16 protein-coding genes are annotated in these 16,382 nt (G+C 72.5%); 5 read left to right on the top strand and 11 right to left on the bottom strand.

Going from position 1 to position 16,382, the window contains the following annotated elements; all coding sequences use genetic code 11:
- Window position 1: 1 nt before the first annotated feature.
- The 6 genes from ybeY to hrcA form a co-directional block, all read right to left on the bottom strand.
- Window positions 2-463: an rRNA maturation RNase YbeY gene (gene ybeY, locus ACIQUC_RS01020; protein ID WP_022907665.1), complete on the bottom strand. Its 462-nt coding sequence runs from the start codon at window positions 461-463 to the stop codon at window positions 2-4.
- Window positions 460-1,521, bottom strand: a complete 1,062-nt coding sequence (locus ACIQUC_RS01015; RefSeq protein WP_402263786.1) for a PhoH family protein — start codon at window positions 1,519-1,521, stop codon at window positions 460-462. The genes ybeY and ACIQUC_RS01015 overlap by 4 nt, the downstream gene beginning before the upstream one ends.
- A gap of 67 nt (window positions 1,522-1,588) precedes the next feature.
- Window positions 1,589-1,942 (bottom strand): histidine triad nucleotide-binding protein, encoded by a 354-nt coding sequence (locus ACIQUC_RS01010; protein WP_022905722.1) that lies wholly within the window; start codon window positions 1,940-1,942, stop codon window positions 1,589-1,591.
- A gap of 50 nt (window positions 1,943-1,992) precedes the next feature.
- The gene (locus ACIQUC_RS01005) at window positions 1,993-2,730 is read right to left on the bottom strand and encodes a 16S rRNA (uracil(1498)-N(3))-methyltransferase (protein WP_402262238.1); all 738 of its coding nucleotides are present in this window, start codon (window positions 2,728-2,730) and stop codon (window positions 1,993-1,995) included.
- A complete protein-coding gene (gene dnaJ / locus ACIQUC_RS01000) occupies window positions 2,730-3,845 on the bottom strand; it encodes a molecular chaperone DnaJ (RefSeq protein WP_402262235.1) in 1,116 nt (371 codons plus the stop codon). The genes ACIQUC_RS01005 and dnaJ overlap by 1 nt, the downstream gene beginning before the upstream one ends.
- Window positions 3,846-3,875: 30 nt before the next feature.
- Entirely contained in the window at window positions 3,876-4,892 is a 1,017-nt protein-coding gene (hrcA, locus tag ACIQUC_RS00995; protein ID WP_022905726.1) for a heat-inducible transcriptional repressor HrcA, read from the bottom strand.
- A 107-nt stretch (window positions 4,893-4,999) separates the two neighbouring features.
- Here hrcA and ACIQUC_RS00990 point away from each other — a divergent pair, with 107 nt between their 5' ends.
- Window positions 5,000-5,398, top strand: coding sequence for a DUF4870 domain-containing protein (locus ACIQUC_RS00990; RefSeq protein WP_022905727.1), 399 nt, complete (start codon window positions 5,000-5,002; stop codon window positions 5,396-5,398).
- 1 nt (window position 5,399) lies between these two features.
- Here the strand turns inward: ACIQUC_RS00990 and hemW are convergent, their stop codons facing one another.
- Window positions 5,400-6,617: a radical SAM family heme chaperone HemW gene (gene hemW / locus ACIQUC_RS00985; protein ID WP_402262231.1), complete on the bottom strand. Its 1,218-nt coding sequence runs from the start codon at window positions 6,615-6,617 to the stop codon at window positions 5,400-5,402.
- Window positions 6,618-6,645: 28 nt separating this feature from the next.
- Here hemW and ACIQUC_RS00980 point away from each other — a divergent pair, with 28 nt between their 5' ends.
- Window positions 6,646-7,347, top strand: a complete 702-nt coding sequence (locus ACIQUC_RS00980; RefSeq protein WP_402262228.1) for an HAD family hydrolase — start codon at window positions 6,646-6,648, stop codon at window positions 7,345-7,347.
- A gap of 134 nt (window positions 7,348-7,481) precedes the next feature.
- Here the strand turns inward: ACIQUC_RS00980 and ACIQUC_RS00975 are convergent, their stop codons facing one another.
- Entirely contained in the window at window positions 7,482-8,870 is a 1,389-nt protein-coding gene (locus ACIQUC_RS00975) for a cation:dicarboxylate symporter family transporter (RefSeq protein ID WP_402262225.1), read from the bottom strand.
- Between the two features lie 174 nt (window positions 8,871-9,044).
- Between ACIQUC_RS00975 and ACIQUC_RS00970 the strand changes: the two genes are divergently transcribed.
- The gene (locus ACIQUC_RS00970; RefSeq protein WP_402262222.1) at window positions 9,045-10,550 is read left to right on the top strand and encodes an ATPase; all 1,506 of its coding nucleotides are present in this window, start codon (window positions 9,045-9,047) and stop codon (window positions 10,548-10,550) included.
- On the top strand, window positions 10,547-11,230 hold the full coding sequence (locus ACIQUC_RS00965; protein WP_022905731.1) for a response regulator: 684 nt from the start codon (window positions 10,547-10,549) through the stop codon (window positions 11,228-11,230). The genes ACIQUC_RS00970 and ACIQUC_RS00965 overlap by 4 nt, the downstream gene beginning before the upstream one ends.
- 27 nt (window positions 11,231-11,257) lie before the next feature.
- On the opposite strand, the gene ACIQUC_RS00960 is transcribed toward ACIQUC_RS00965, so the two are convergent.
- Window positions 11,258-11,905 carry a DUF1990 family protein gene (locus ACIQUC_RS00960; RefSeq protein WP_031261340.1) on the bottom strand — a complete coding sequence of 216 codons (648 nt, stop codon included), beginning with the start codon at window positions 11,903-11,905 and terminating at the stop codon, window positions 11,258-11,260.
- Window positions 11,906-12,037: 132 nt separating this feature from the next.
- Here ACIQUC_RS00960 and ACIQUC_RS00955 point away from each other — a divergent pair, with 132 nt between their 5' ends.
- Window positions 12,038-12,526, top strand: a complete 489-nt coding sequence (locus ACIQUC_RS00955) for a hypothetical protein (RefSeq protein ID WP_402262218.1) — start codon at window positions 12,038-12,040, stop codon at window positions 12,524-12,526.
- A gap of 12 nt (window positions 12,527-12,538) precedes the next feature.
- Here ACIQUC_RS00955 and lepA read toward each other — a convergent pair whose 3' ends face one another.
- The gene (gene lepA, locus ACIQUC_RS00950) at window positions 12,539-14,386 is read right to left on the bottom strand and encodes a translation elongation factor 4 (protein WP_022905734.1); all 1,848 of its coding nucleotides are present in this window, start codon (window positions 14,384-14,386) and stop codon (window positions 12,539-12,541) included.
- A 689-nt stretch (window positions 14,387-15,075) separates the two neighbouring features.
- The gene (locus ACIQUC_RS00945) at window positions 15,076-16,260 is read right to left on the bottom strand and encodes a pyridoxal phosphate-dependent aminotransferase (protein ID WP_402262215.1); all 1,185 of its coding nucleotides are present in this window, start codon (window positions 16,258-16,260) and stop codon (window positions 15,076-15,078) included.
- Window positions 16,261-16,382 lie beyond the last annotated feature (122 nt).

The raw sequence follows: 16,382 nt of genomic DNA, 5'->3' as shown, positions 1-16,382 counted from the left end.
CTCACCGCCCTCGGCGCTGGGCGGCGAACGCCGTGAGGATCTCGCCCTGCAGCCCGAACATCTCGGCCTTCTCTTCCGGCTCGGCGTGGTCGAACCCGAGCAGGTGCAGGATGCCGTGGCACGTCAGCAGGAGCATCTCGTCGGTGCTCGAGTGTCCGGCGGTCTTCGCCTGTTCCTCGGCCACCTGCGGGCAGAGCACGATGTCGCCGAGCAGGCCCGCCGGGGTCGGCTCGTCCTCGGTGCCGGGGCGGAGCTCGTCCATCGGGAAGCTCAGCACGTCGGTCGGGCCGGGCTCGTCCATCCACCGGACGTGCAGCTGCTCCATCGCGCCCTCGTCGACGAGCACGATCGCGAGCTCCGCGTCGGCGTGGACGTGGAGCGCGTCGAGCGCGAAGGCGGCGAGGCGCTGGATGGCGGCCTCGTCGACCTCGACGCCGGACTCGTTGTTGAGCTCGATGCTCACCGGTTCCCTCCTCGGGGGTCGTTCTGGGGGTACGGGGAGCGCTGGCGGTCCTGCGGCGGACGCCCCCGTCGCTCGGCGCGGTTGGCACCGGCGGGGTTCGGCGTGGCCGCGCTGCCCCGGCCGCCCGGGTGGTACCCGGACTGCCCGGCGAGGCGTTCCTCGTCGTAGACGGTGTAGGCGTCGACGATCCGGCCGACGAGCGTGTGCCGGACGACGTCCTCGCTGCCGAGGCGGGCGAAGTGGATGTCGTCGACCTCGCCGAGGATGCGCGTCACGAGCCGGAGCCCGGACAGGTTGCCCGGCAGGTCGACCTGGGTGATGTCGCCCGTGACGACCATCTTCGACCCGAACCCGAGCCGCGTCAGGAACATCTTCATCTGCTCGGGCGTGGTGTTCTGCGCCTCGTCGAGGACGACGAACGAGTCGTTCAGCGTGCGCCCGCGCATGTACGCCAGCGGTGCCACCTCGACCGTGCCGGCCGCCAGGAGCTTCGGGACGAGCTCGGGGTCCATCATCTCGTTGAGCGCGTCGTACAGCGGCCGCAGGTACGGGTCGATCTTGTCGGTGAGGGTGCCCGGCAGGAAGCCGAGCCGCTCGCCGGCCTCGACCGCGGGACGGGTCAGGATGATCCGGGTGACCTCGCGCCGCTGCAGCGCCTGGACGGCCTTCGCCATCGCCAGGTAGGTCTTGCCGGTACCGGCGGGGCCGATGCCGAAGGTGATCGTGTTCTCGTCGATCGCGTCGACGTAGGCCCGCTGCCCGTCGGTCTTCGGCCGGACGGACTTGCCGCGGCTCGACACGATCGGCGTGCCGAAGGTGTCGGAGGGCTTGCGGTCCTCGTCGAGGAGCTTCGCCGACACCGGGATGTCGGCCGGGCCGATGTCCTGGCCGCGCCGGACCATGCCGACGAGTTCGTCGACGAGGGCGTGTGCGCGCGTGACGTCGCGCTCGGGACCGGTCAGCGAGACCTCGTTGCCGCGCACGAGGACGCGGACACCGGGGTACTGGCGTTCGACGGTCTTGAGCAGTCGGTCCTGGGGGCCGAGCAGCTGCACCATGGCGATGCCGTCGACCTGGATCGAGGCCGACACGTCCGTCGGGTCGGCCGGGGTGGGTGCTGGTTCGTTAGCCGGCAAGGGTGCCTTCCTGCAGTTCACCTGCGAGTACGTGCGCGTGCACGTGGAACACGGTCTGACCGGCGGCTTCGCCGGTGTTGAAGACGAGTCGGAACTGGCCGCCGGCACGCTCGTCGGCGATGCGCTGCGCGGTGGCGACCAGGTGGGCGAGGAGGTCCGGGTCGCCGGCGGCGAGCTCGGTGACGTTCCGGTACTGCTCGGTCTTGGGGATGACGAGCACGTGGACGGGTGCCTTCGGCGCGATGTCCTCGATGGCGATCACGCGGTCGTCCTCGGCGACGACCGTCGCCGGGATCTCGCGCGCGATGATCCGGGAGAAGATGCTGGGCGTGCTGGTGCTCATGGCTCCATCGTAGAACGCGGCGCCGACGCCACGCCTTCCCGATCCGCGCGCTACCAGCGCCCGAGCCGCGTCTGCAGGACCGCCAGCGCGGCCGGACCGGCCGTGGACGTCCGGAGCACGGTGTCGCCGAGCCGGACCCGGACGGCGCCCGCGGCGACGAGCCGGTCGAACTCGGAGCCGTCGATGCCGCCCTCCGGCCCCACCACCAGGGCGATCTCGTCGAGGTCGGCCGGCGGCTCCCACTCGGAGAGCCGGACGTCGCCGACGGGGTCCAGCACGAGGACGACCCGTCCAGCGCCCGGGAACCCGGCGAGCTGCGCCGTGGTGACCGGGGCGTCGACGTCCGGGATCCGCGACCGCACGGCCTGCTTCGACGCCTCGTGCGCGATCGAAGCCCACCGCGCGCGGCCCTTGTCGACCTTCGGGCCGTCCCACCGGGACACGCTGCGCGCGGCCGACCACGGGACGATCCGGTCGACGCCGATCTCGGTCGCGGCCTGCACCGCCATCTCGTCGCGGCCGCCCTTCGCCAGCGCCTGCACGAGGGTCAGCGAGGGGCTCGGCGCCGGCTCGACCGCGACGGTCCCGACCGTGAGCGTCAGGGTGTCCCGACCGACGGTCTCCACCGCACCGGTCACGACCGCACCGTGCCCGTCGCCGATCCGCAGGGTCTCGCCCACGCGGACGCGGGCCACGGACACCGCGTGGCGCCCCTCGACCCCGTCGAGCACGACGGGGTCGCCGACCGAGACGCCGTCGAGCGAACCGACGAAGTAGAGCGACGCCATCAGTGGTTGAAGAAGCGGTCGCGGAGCTTGCCGAACATGCCCTGCTGGAAGCGTGCGAGCTGCGGCTTCCCGGGCTTGATCGACTTCGCGAGCTGCTCGACGAGCTGGCGTTCCTTGTGCGAGAGCTTCGTCGGCGTCACGACCTGGACCCCCACGCGGAGGTCGCCCCGGCCGTTGCCGCGCAGCTTCGTGACGCCGCGGTCCTTCAGCACGAGGACGTCGGCGCTCTGCACGCCCGGACGGACCTCGAGCTCGACCGGTCCGTCGAGCCCGTCGATCGTCGTGGTCGTCCCGAGCACGGCGTCGGTCATCGCGACCTCGAGCGTGGCGAGCAGGTCGTCCCCGTCGCGGCTGAACACGTCGTGGTGGCGGACCCGGATCTCGAGGTACAGGTCACCGGAGGGACCGCCGGCCGGGCCGACCTCGCCCTGACCGGGCATCTGCAGGCGGAGACCGGAGTCGACGCCCGCGGGGACGTCCACCGGCACCGTGCGGCGGGCACGGATGCGGCCCTGGCCCTGGCACGTCGGGCACGGGTTCGGGATGACGGTGCCGTACCCGCGGCAGGTCCCGCACGGCGCGCTCGTCACGACGTTGCCGAGGAGCGAGCGGACCTGGCGCTGGATGTGACCGGTCCCGCCGCAGATGTCGCACGTGCGGGGGGTCGTGCCGGGCGCGCAGCAGGACCCGCCGCAGGTCTCGCAGAGCACGGCCGTGTCGACCTCGACGTCCTTGTGGGTGCCGAAGACGACCTCGTCGAGGTCGACGTCGATGCGCAGCAGGGCGTCCTGCCCGCGCTCGGCGCGACTGCGCGGACCGTTGCCGCGTCCGCCGCCGGCACCCCCGCCGAAGAAGGCGTCAAAGATGTCGCTGAAGCCGCCGGCGGCGCCGCCACCGAACGGGCTGTCGGCCTGCGGGCCGGCGTCGTACCGGCGGCGCTGCTCCGGGTCGCTCAGCACGTCGTAGGCGTGCGTGACGTCCTTGAACCGTTCGGCCGCGTCCGGGCTCGGGTTCACGTCCGGGTGCAGTTCGCGCGCCAGACGGCGGTACGCCTTCTTGATGTCGGCATCGGAGGCGTCCGGCTGGACGCCGAGGACGTCGTAGTGGTCTGCCACGTATCCCTCAGTCGGTTGGGTTCGGATCGGTCAATGTTCGCCCAGGAGTTTGGACAGGTACCGTGCGACGGCGCGCACGGCGGCCATGTTCGTGCCGTAGTCCATGCGGGTCGGCCCGAGCACGCCGAGACGGGCGAGCTCACCGCCGGCGAGGTACCCGCCGGCGACGATGCTCGTCGCGTCGAGCCCGTACTCGGCGTTCTCCACGCCGATCCGGGCCGCGACACCGTCGTCGATCTGCATCTCGCCGAACAACCGGAGCAGGGTCACCTGTTCCTCGATCGCCTCGAGCACGGGGAAGAGGCCGCCGGAGAAGTCCTGCTCGCTCTTGGCGAGGTTCGCCGCGCCGGCCATCACCAGGCGGTCCTGCCGGTTGGCGGCGACCTGCTCGATGAGCGTCGCGACGACGACCCCGGCCAGGGGCTGGACGTCCGGACGGATCTGCTGCGGCACTGCGCGGAGCGCCGCCGCGACGTCTTGCAGGAGCAGGCCGACGCTCGCGCCGTTCACCACGGCACGGAGTTCGGTGAGCGCGGTCTCGTCGAGCGCGACGTCGGTCTCGACGACGCGCTGCTCGACCCGGGCGGTGTCGGTGATGAGCACGACCATCAGGCGGTTGTCGCCGAGACGGACGAGCTCGACGTGCTGCACCCGTGCACGGACCATCGAGGGGTACTGCACGAGGGCGACCTGGTTCGTGAGCTGGCTGAGCAGCCGGACGGTCCGGCCGAGGACCTCGTCGAGGTCGTTCGGCGCACCGAGGAACGTCTCGATCGCGTGCCGCTGGGCGCTCGACAGCGGCCGGGCACCCGCGAGGTGGTCGACGAAGACCCGGTACCCCTTGTCGGTGGGGACCCGACCGGACGAGGTGTGGGGGGCCGCGATGAGCTGCTCGTCCTCGAGCTGGGCCATGTCGTTGCGGATGGTGGCGGCGCTGACCCCGAACGCGTGCCGCTCGACGATCGTCTTCGAACCGACCGGCTCGCGCGAGGCGACGTAGTCCCGCACGATGGCCTTGAGGACCTCGAGGCTGCGTTCGCTGACCACCCGGACCCCTTCCACTCGTACTGGCACTCGGACGTGTCGACTGCTGATCCTACGCCCGACCGCCGACCGACCGGGACTTCTCCCCAGCCGACGGATACGCTTCGGGCATGACCTACGGACAGCAGCCCCAGCAGCCCGGCGGCCCGCAGTACCCCGGTGGGTACACCCCGCCGCAGCCGATGTCGCCCGAGGACCAGCGCCTCTGGGCCACGCTCACGCACATCGGCGGCATCTTCTTCAACTTCATCGCGCCGCTGGTGGCCTACCTGGTCCTGCGCGACCGCGGCGGGTTCGTCCGCGAGCACACGCGCGTGGCGCTGAACTTCCACATCACGATGGCGATCGCGTACGCGGTCGGGTCGATCACGTCGTTCCTCGGCATCGGCGTCCTGATCATCCTCGCGGCCTGGGTGCTCTCGATCGTGTTCGGGATCCAGGCGGCGATCGCGGCGAACCGCGGGCAGTTCTACCGCTACCCGCTCTCGATCGAGTTCATCAAGCAGTAGCTCAGTCGAGCATCTCGCGGACCACCGCGTCCGCGAGCAGCCGTCCCTGCAGGGTCAACTCGATCCGTCCCCGCACCGCGGCCGACCCGTCCACGAGTCCACGTGCGATGAGGCCGGCCACCCGGCCCCGCGCCTCCTGGCCCAGCTCGCCGGTCGCGAGCTCACCGCGCACCCGCGCGGCGAGCAGCACGCGCTCGACGTACCGGGTCTCGGCGTCGAGGGTCTCGCGTCCGGCCGCGGGCGACTCTCCCGCCAGCACCCGGTTCGCGTACGCGGCCGGGTGCTTCACGTTCCACCAGCGGGTGCCGGCCACCGCGGAGTGCGCGCCGGGGCCGACGCCCCACCAGTCGTGGCCCGTCCAGTAGGACAGATTGTGCCGACTCCGGTGCTGGTCGCCGCGGGCCCAGTTCGAGACCTCGTACCAGGCGTAGCCGGCGTCACCGAGGACCCGGTCCGCCAGCTCGTACATGTCCGCCGCGAGGTCGTCGTCCGGCGCCGGCAGCTCGCCGCGCGCGACCATCCGGCCCATCGCGGTGCCCTCCTCGACGATGAGCGAGTAGGCCGACACGTGGTCCGGCTCGCACGCCAGGGCCGCGTCGAGCGAGGTGCGCCAGTCGTCGAGCGACTCGCCGGGCGTCGAGTAGATGAGGTCGAGCGAGACGTCGAGGCCCTGCTGCTTCGCGAGGTCCACCACGAGGGGCACGCGCTCGGGGTCGTGCGTCCGGTCGAGCGTCGCGAGCACGTGCGGCACCGCGGACTGCATGCCGTAGCTCACCCGGGTGAAGCCGCCGTCGGCGAGGGTCCGCAACGCGTCCTCGTCCACGGAGTCGGGGTTCGCCTCGGTCGTGACCTCGGCACCGGGCACGATCCCCCAGGTGTCGTCGATCGCGCGGAGGATCATCACCAGGTCGGAGGCGGGCAGCATCGTCGGGGTGCCGCCGCCGAAGAACACCGTCGACACCGGTCGACGGGCGACGCCCGAGCGGTCGAGGACGCTCGCGGCCCACTCGATCTCGCGCACCGCGTGTCCGGCGTAGTCGTCCCGACGGACCCCGCGGAGCTCCGACGCCGTGTAGGTGTTGAAGTCGCAGTAGCCGCAGCGGACCCGACAGAACGGCACGTGCACGTACACGCCGAAGGGGACGTCGCCGGCACCGGACGCCGGGGTGATCAGGCCGTCCGCGGGTGCGGGGTCGGCGATCGGGAGAGCACTCGGCATGGACTCCATTGTCCGTCATGATGGAGGCATGGAGCACCACACCGTCCCCACCACGGTGCTGTGGGACATCGACGGCACCCTCGTGTTGAACGCCTCGTCGCCGGGCAACCTGTACCACCTCGCGCTCGAGCGGGCGATCGGCCGCGACCTCGTCCTGCGCGTCGGTCACCAGCACGGCCGCACCGACGCCGGGCTCATCGCCGAGCACGTCCGGGCGCACGACCTGGACGACACGCTCATCCCCACCGTGAGCCGGCACCTGCGCGACCTGACCGAGGAGCGGCACGTGTCCGGGGACCGCCGCAGTCCGGCGCCGGGCGCGATCGGTCTCGTCCGGCGGTTCGCCGAGCTCGGCTGGCGCAACGGTCTGCTCACCGGCAACTCCCCCTACCGGGCCCGCGTCAAGCTGCAGGGTGCCGGCTTCGACGTGGACGCGTTCGACTGGGACCACTCGTTCTTCGGCGACACCGAGGTCGAGCGCACCGGGGTGACCGCGCGCGCGGCCGAGGCACTCGCCGGCACCCGGGCCGTGATCGTCGGGGACACCCCGCGGGACGGCGAGGCGGCGGACGCGGTCGGCATCCCGTTCCTCGCGGTGGCGACCGGCGTGTACGACGTCGAGGCGCTCCGGGCGACCAGCGCCGTGACCATCGCCCGCGACTGCGTCGAGGACGCCCGGCTCATCGAGGACGCGATCGCCGCGCTGCCGCCGCTCCGCCCGGTCGGCTGACCGGCCGCGGCCGCGGCCCGGCCTGGGCCCCGGCCAGGCCGCGGCGGCGGTCCCGCCGCCCCGCCGGCCCCGCCGCCCCGCCGGCCCCGCCGCCCCGCCGGCCCCGCCGCCCCGCCGGCCCGCTGGCCCCGCGGTCAGACGGAGACCCGCTCCGGCTCGCGCTCCCGCTCGGCCTCGGCGGCGGATGCGTCCTCGCCCCCGTCGTGGCCGTCGTGCCCCTGCACCGCCGACTCGTCGAACGGCAGCGCCCCGGCGAGCACCCGGCGCGCACGCTCGGCATCGAACTGCCGCGTCCACCGGCCCACCAGGATCGTCGCCACGGCGTTGCCGGTGAAGTTCGTCAGCGCACGTCCCTCGGACATGAAGCGATCGACGCCGACGATCACGCCGACACCGTTCACGAGGTCCGGACGGTAGGCCTGCAGTCCCCCGGCCAGGGTGGCGAGCCCGGCCCCGCTCACCCCGGCGGCGCCCTTCGACGCGATCACCATGAACACGAGCAGCCCGATCTGCTCCCCGACGCTCATCGGCTCGCCCATGCCGTTCGCGATGAACAGCGACGCCATCGTGAGGTAGATCGCGGTGCCGTCGAGGTTGAACGAGTACCCGGTCGGGACCGTGATGCCGACGACCGGCTTCGCGACGCCGAGGTGCTCCATCTTGGCGATGAGTCGGGGCAGGGCGGACTCCGACGACGACGTCCCGACGATGAGCAGGTACTCCTTGCCGAGGTACTGCACGAGCCGCAGCACGTTGATGCGCGCGACCACCCAGAGCAGTGAGCCGAGCACGACGACGATGAACAGCACGCAGGTGACGTAGAACGCGACCATCAGGAGCCCGAGGCTCGCGATCGCGCCGGCACCGGTCGCACCGACCACCGCCGCCATCGCACCGAAGGCGCCGACCGGGGCCACCCACAGCACCATCCCGAGGATCCGGAAGACGACCTCCTGCAGCTTCCGCACGACGCGCATCACGGGCTCGCCGCGGACGCCCATCCGCTGCACGGCGAACCCGACGAGCAGGGCGACGAACAGCACCTGGAGCACGCTGCCGTCGGTGAATGCGGAGAACAGGCTCGTCGGGATGATCCCGAGCACGAACTCGTGGGTGGACGACGCCTCGCCGGTCGCCTGGTAGGTCGAGCCCCGCATGTCGAGGTGGTCACCGGGGTGCACGAGGTTGCCGACGACCAGGCCGATCGCCAGCGCGACGGTCGACATCACGAGGAAGTACCCGAGCGCGAGGCCACCGATCTTCCCGACCGTCGCCGCCTTGGCGATGGACCCGACCCCGACGACGATCGTGCAGAAGATGATGGGCGCGATCATCATGTGGATGAGCGCGACGAAGCCGTCCCCGAGGGGCTTGAGCGTCTGCGCGAACGCGGGGAACACGAGCCCGACGAGTGCGCCGAGCACCACGGCGGCGATCACGGACAGGTAGAGCCAGGTGTGCGGTGCCGGGCGCCGACGGGCGGAGCCCGTGCGCCGGGGGCTGACCGTGCGGTCGAGAGCCATCGTTGCCTCCTTCGGGGACGTCGTCGTCCGCCGGACAGCATCGTGCCGGCACCGACCCGCACGCGAGTTGTGGTCGAATTGGTCGCAGGACACCGACGTCTGGAGGACACCATGGGCGGCCCCCGCACCCCGGCGCGCACCGCTGCCGCACGGTCGCCCCGCACGCGCGCCGCCGTGCGCCGTCCTCCGACCGGCAGCACCGCCGGCCGTGTCTTCCTCGTCGTGACCGCCGCCGTCGTGCTCGTCAGCGCCCTGCTCGCGCTGCTGCTCGTCCTCGACGCCCGCAGGGCGGCCGAGACCGGGGCGGCGAGCGTCACGCGCGCCGTCGCCACGGGGCTCGCGACCGACCCGAGGACCGTCGCGGCCCTGCAGGAGGAGCCGAGCCGCGCCTCCAGGACCCTGCAGCCCGTCGCGACGCGGGCCGAGCGTGCCAGTGGCGCCGCCTTCGTCACCATCATGACCGCCGCGGGGATCCGCGTGACGCATCCCGACCCGGACGAGGTCGGCCGGCACTACATCGGGACCATCCCGAGCACGCCGCGGTCACTCACCGAGCGCTCGACCGGCACGCTCGGACCGTCCGTCCGGACCATCGTGCCGGTGCGCGCCGACGGCCGGGTCGTCGGTTGGGTCGCGACGGGTGTCACGGTCGACCGGATCGGCGCAGCGGTCGCCGAACGGCTGCCGTTCGCCGTGCTCGTCGCCGCGGCCGTGTTCCTCGCCGGCGTCCTGTCCGCGCTGGTGGCACGACGGTCGACCAGGCGCGTCCTCGGCGACCTGCCGCCGGGAGCGGTCCGCGACGCGGTCGCCTCGTACGAGTCGGTGCGCACCCTCGGTGAGGCACTGCGCGCGCAGCAGCACGAGCACGCGAACCGGGTGCACACCGCCGTGACGCTCATCGAGCTGGACCGGAGCGACGAGGCGGTCACGCTCCTGACCGAGGGTGCCCGGGACGCACAGCACCTCGTGGACCACGTCCACGGTGGTGACCGCACCGTCGCGGCGCTCCTGCTCGGGAAGGCCTCGCAAGCAGCAGAACGCCACGTCGGGTGGCGCGCCGAGGTCGAGCCGGACGTGCCGGTGCCGGCCGTACGGCCGGTGGACCTGGTCGCCGTCGTCGGGAACCTGGTCGACAACGCGCTGGACGCGGCGGCATCCGGTCCGGCACCCCGGTGGGTGCGGGTGGCGGTCCGTCGGGCGGACGGTCCGGGAGGCGCGGTGCGCGACACGCGGTCGGCCCGCGTCGACGACGGCGTGCGCTCGGCGACCGGGCGGTCGGGCGGGCTGGCGGGTGGGCGGTCTGGCGGGCGGTCGGGCGCGCCGCTGGGCGGGCGATCGGCCGCGTCGGCGGGCCGCTCCCCCGCGGGTGCGGCGGCGCTCGAGATCGAGGTCGTCGACAGCGGGGCGGGGATCGCCGACGCGGACCTGGCGCGGGTCTTCGACCGGGGCTGGAGCACGAAGCCGGTGGCGACCGAGGACCCCCACGGCGAGCCGGGCCCCGCCGCGGCCCCGGCACCGGCCCCGGCCCCGGCGCTCGCACCGGCCCCGGGCGTGCCGTCGACGCGGGGCATCGGCCTCGCCCTCGTCCGGTCCGTCGTCGACCAGGCGCAGGGCACGGTCGAGGTGCACCGCGACCCCACCCGCTTCGTCGTCCGCCTGCCCGCGGAGCCCACGCCGTGATCGGCGTCATGGTCGTCGAGGACGACCCGCTCACCCTCGAGCTCCACCGGACCCTCGTCGAACGCGTCGAGGGCTTCCGGGTGACCGCGGAGTGCACGACGGCGCGGGCGGTCCTCACCGCACTCCGCGACCCGGCGGTGATGGCGCGCGTCGACCTCGCCCTGGTCGACGTCACCCTGCCGGACGGCTCCGGACTCGACCTCGTGCGGGCGCTGCGCGGCTCGGGAGCGCGCGTCGACGTGTTCGCCGTCACCGCGGTCCGCGATGCCGACACCGTCCGACGGATGGCGGCCCTCGGCGTCGCGCACTACCTGGTGAAGCCGTTCACCGCCGGGGACCTGCACGAGCGGCTCGAGCAGTACCGGGCGTACCACCGGCGCGCCACCGACACCGGGAGCCTGCCGACGCAGCACGAGATCGACGCCCTGTTCGGCGCACTGCGTCCCGTCCGACGGTCGACCCTGCCGAAGGGGCTGGCGGAGGAGACCCTCGACCTCGTGGCCGGCGCCCTCCGCGGTGCCGACGGACTCTCCGCCGCCGAGACCGGCGCGCACCTCGGGCTCTCCCGTGTGGTCGCCCGGCGCTACCTCGAGCACCTCGTCGGGACCGGGGCCGCGGAGCGCCGATCACGGTACGGCGCACCGGGTCGGCCGGTGTCCGAGTACCGCTGGCTCGGCTGAGCCGTCACTGACGGCCGGTGCGGGTCGTCAGTCGCCGCGGAGTGCCTCGAGGTACTTCTGCGCCATGACCTTCTGCTGCCGGCGGAGCAACGGGGCCACGAACTGCCACTTCCGGCTCGACGGCTGCGAGAACTGCCGGATCTGCAGCCACACCGATCCGTCCGGCGTCCGCTCGACGACGAACGACTCCTCACCCGAGAGCGGGTGCCCCTCGAGCGTGCCGTACGCGAAGCCCTTGCGGTCGGTCTCGTCGATGATCGACACGACCCGCACCGGCGCCAGGACCGTCCGGCCGAAGGCGTGCATCGTCAGCGTCGCGCTCGTGCCCGCCGTGACGAGCGGCGTGCCGTCGGGGGCGAACTTCTCGACCCGGGGCGTCCCGATCGAGGCCGGGGCGATCGGCACGCCCTGCTCGTCGAAGGTCACCGGGTTGTAGCGGACCTCGTCGTCGTCGGGCTGGTCCTCGACGTGCACGCGGATGCCGCTGCGCTCCTGGATCTGCCACGTCAGTGCCTGCGTGACCGCGGTCTCGAAGCGCTGGTCGCCGTGGCCGATCCGGGACCGCGACTCGGACGGGACGAACCCCTCCGGCGGGTACGTCATGAGGTCCGACGCCTGGGTCGCACCCACGGCTCCGTACGTCAGGGCGGTCCGGTAGCTCCCGCGGGTACTCATGCGGCCCACTGTACTGGCCCCTCGTGCCCCGGACCGAACCGGGACGGTCCGGACGGCGGGCCACCCGTCCGGTTCCCGCGCGCCCCGAACGGGAGGCCCGACACGCGTCCGCCACGCCCCTATCGTTGGTGCGTGCCCCGCTCCGCCCTCGACCGCGCACGGTCCGTCGACCGCACCACGGTCTCGTTCGCCGTCCTGACGCTCGCGGCGTTCGGGCTGGCCGCGACGGCGCGGGCCGCGGTCGCGTGGGCGACCGCCGGACTCGGCGCCCCCGCGCGGTACGCCGCGACGGCCCCGGGGGACGCGGACGTCTTCGAGACGGCGAACGCCATCGCGGTGTTCGGGGCGTGCAGCGCGGGCGTGGGCGTGATCCTGTTCGGGGTCACCCTCGTGCTCGCGGTCCGTCGGCACGCGGCCCGTCGGCTGCCCTCCGTGCTCGGGCTCTGCACGCTGGCGATGGTCGTCGGCGCCGTGGTGGCCGGGTTCGCCGCGGGGTCCGAGACCGACTACGACGCGGCCGCCGGACTCGTCATCCTGCGGACCGCACTCGTTGGACTGGCCGCGGCGAGCCTCCCGGCCCTGGGCCTGGCCGCGCTGCGGGCTCGCGCCCGCCGCGCCTGACCGGCCCCGCTGCTACTTCTTCTTCTCTTCGACGTCGCCGGAGAGCGCCGCGATGAAGGCTTCCTGCGGGACCTCGACGCGACCCACCATCTTCATGCGCTTCTTGCCCTCCTTCTGCTTCTCAAGGAGCTTGCGCTTGCGGGTGATGTCACCGCCGTAGCACTTCGCGAGGACGTCCTTGCGCATCGCCCGGATGCTCTCGCGGGCGATGATGCGCGCGCCGATGGCGGCCTGGATCGGCACCTCGAACTGCTGGCGCGGGATGAGCTTGCGAAGCCGCTCGGTCATGAGCGTGCCGTAGGCGTACGCCTTGTCGCGGTGCACGATGGCACTGAAGGCGTCGACCTGTTCGCCCTGCAGCAGGATGTCGACCTTCACAAGGTCGGCAGCCTGGTCGCCCGTGGGTTCGTAGTCGAGCGACGCGTAGCCCTGGGTCTTGCTCTTGAGCTGGTCGAAGAAGTCGAAGACGATCTCGCCGAGCGGCATCTCGTAGCGGATCTCGACGCGGTCCTCGCCGAGGTACTCCATGCCGAGCAGCGACCCGCGACGTGACTGGCAGAGCTCCATGATCGCGCCGACGTAGTCCTTCGGGGCGAGGATGGCCGCGCGGACCATCGGCTCACGGACCTCGACGATGCGGCCGCCGGGGAACTCGGACGGGTTCGTGACCTCGGTCACCGTGTCGTCCTCGTTCGTGACCTCGTAGATCACGCTCGGGGCGGTGGTGATGAGGTCCAGCCCGAACTCGCGGCTGAGGCGCTCGGTGATGATCTCGAGGTGGAGCAGGCCGAGGAACCCGCAGCGGAAGCCGAAGCCGAGCGCCACCGACGTCTCGGGCTCGTACACGAGGGCCGCGTCGGACAGCTTGAGCTTGTCGAGCGCCTCGCGGAGGTCCGGGTAGTCGGAGCCGTCGATCGGGTACAGGCCCGAGAACACCATCGGCTTCGGGTCGGTGTACCCGGCCAGCGCCTCGGTCGCGGGCTTCTGCGCCGTGGTCACCGTGTCGCCGACCTTCGACTGGCGGACGTCCTTCACGCCGGTGATGAGGTAGCCGACCTCGCCGACGCTGAGGCCCTTCGTCGGCTTCGGCTCGGGCGACGACACACCGATCTCGAGGATCTCGTGCGTCGACTTGGTCGACATCATCTGGACCTTCTCGCGCGGGTGGATCGTGCCGTCCACCATCCGCACGTAGGTCACGACGCCGCGGTAGCTGTCGTAGACCGAGTCGAAGATCATCGCGCGGGGTGCCGCGTCGACGTCACCGACGGGCGGCGGCACCGACCCGACCACACGGTCGAGGAGCTCGGCCACGCCGACGCCGGTCTTGCCGGAGACGCGGAGCACGTCCTCCGGCTTGCCGCCGATGAGCTGCGCGAGCTCGGCCGCGTACTTGTCCGGCTCGGCCGCCGGCAGGTCGATCTTGTTCAGCACCGGGATGATCTCGAGGTCGTTCTCGAGCGCCAGGTAGAGGTTCGCGAGGGTCTGCGCCTCGATCCCCTGCGCCGCGTCGACCAGGAGGATCGCACCCTCGCACGCGGCGAGCGACCGGGACACCTCGTACGAGAAGTCCACGTGTCCGGGCGTGTCGATCATGTTCAGCGCGAAGGTCTGCCCGTCGAGCTCCCACGGCATGCGCACGGCCTGCGACTTGATCGTGATGCCGCGCTCGCGCTCGATGTCCATGCGGTCGAGGTACTGCGCACGCATGGCGCGGTCCTCGACGATGCCGGTGATCTGCAGCATGCGGTCGGCCAGCGTGGACTTGCCGTGGTCGATGTGCGCGATGATGCAGAAGTTGCGGATCGCGTCGGCCGGGGTCGAGGCGGGCTCGAGCGGCGCGGATGCTTGTGGGCTCACGGTTCCTCGGGGTGGGTCGGACGGTCGAACGATTGTCCCACGTCCGCGCGGCGGCTGGCGCACGGTGCGAGGTTCGTCGCCCGCAGCGGCGACGTCCGGCCGGCGCACGGTGCGAGGTTCGCCGCCGGCGGCGGCGGCGTCCGGTCGGCGCACGGTGCGAGGTTCGTCACCCGCAGCAGCGGCGATCGCCCGGTGCGCGCTTCCAGCGCCGCACCATGCAACCAACACCGCACCAGCTGACGGACCACGCACCGTGCGCAGCGCGGCGAACGCACGCCGCGTCTCCAGGCCAGGAGGCACGGCGCGGCCGAGCAGGCCGGCGCACGGTGCGAGGTTCGTCACCTGCGGCGGCGGCAACCGCTCCATGCGCGCTTCCTGCGCCCCACCAAGCAACCAACACCGCACCAGCTGACGGACCACGCACCGTGCGCAGCGCGGCGAACGCGCACCGCGCCTCCAGGCCGGGAGGCACGGCAGGCCGCGCCTGCGTGTCAGGAGGCACGGCGCGGCCGGGCAGGCCGACGCACGGTGCGAGGTTCGTCACCCGCGACAGCGGCGACCGCTCCGTGCCCGCTTTCAGCGCCGCACCATGCAACCAACCGCGCACCAGCTGACGGACCAAGCACGGTGCGCGGCGCGGCGCGCCGGACGCGCACCGCGCCTCCAGGACAGGCCCGACGCACGCCGCGTCAGACGGCGACGCGCTCCGGCGCCGGCAGTGCACCCAGCCCACGGCGCAGGTCCGCCGCGGTCGCCGCGAGGCAGACACGGATCCACCCCTCACCGGTCCGGCCGAAGGCGCTCCCCGGCGCGACCGCGACACGCTCGCGCTGCAGGAACGCGAGCGCCCACTCCGCGACGTCGCCCTCGGTGACGTGGGACATGTCGATCCAGAGGTAGAACGCGCCGCGCGGGTCGAGGTACCGGATGCCGGCGGCGTCGAGGACCTCCTTCGCGACATCGAGGTTGGCGCGGTAGTGCTCCCGGGCCTCCTGCACGGCGGAGTGGTCCCCCACGATGGCCGCGAGGGCCGCCCACTGGTCGGGTTCGGCGACGCAGCTGATCATCGCCTCTTGGGTGGTGCGCATCGTCGCGCCGAGGCCCTTCGGCGTGACGAGGTACCCGACCCGGACGCCCGTCATCGCGTACGTCTTGCTCAGCGAGAAGGCGGTGAAGACCCGGTCGTCCTCGTCGAGGCTCGCCAGGCTGACGTGGCGGGTGCCGTAGGTGAAGTACTCGTAGACCTCGTCGCTGATCACCCAGAGGTCGTGGCGCTTCGCCAACGCCAGCAGGTCGCGGAGGGTCTGCTCGCCGAACACCGAGCCGAGCGGGTTCGACGGGGAGTTCACCACGAGGACGCGGGTGCGCTCGGTGATGCTCGCCTCGAGGGCCTGCAGGTCCGGCTCGAACCCGTGCTGCGGTTCGAGGCGGTACGGCACCGGGGTCGCCCCGATGATGTGCGCGTTCATGGTGAAGGTCGTGTAGCCGGGGTCGGGGACGAGGACCTCGTCGCCCGGGCTCAGCACGAGGGTCATCGCCTGGAACAGCGCCTGCGTCGCCCCGATCGTCATCCAGATCTGCTCGACGTCGACCTCGATGCGGTTCTCGCGGCGGAGCTTCTCTCGGATGGCCGCCCGCAGCGGGGCGATGCCGCCGTTCGGCGTGTAGTCGGTGCGGTCCTCGGTCCAGGCGCGACGGGCGGCCTCGCCGATGTGGGCGGCGACGGGCACGTCCGGCTCGCCGATGACCAGCATCGCGATGTCTCCCTCGGTACCGCGGTCGGCCTCGTCCGACTGCATGCGGGCTGCTTGCTCGAACACCCGGCGGATGCCGGAGGCGGGGACGGTCTCGATGCGGGGCGCGAGCGATGGCATGCTCGTCACGGTAGCGAACGGTTGTTGCGGCACGGTTTCGGCGTTTCGGTGCTTTGGTCCAGACGCTCCAGCCTGGTAATGTTGGTGGCTGGCTTCCGCGTTCCCCGCCCACGGGTGGAACG

Source organism: Curtobacterium sp. NPDC098951, assembly GCF_044759965.1.
Taxonomy (GTDB): domain Bacteria; phylum Actinomycetota; class Actinomycetes; order Actinomycetales; family Microbacteriaceae; genus Curtobacterium.
This window is presented reverse-complemented; position numbering and strand designations above follow the sequence as displayed.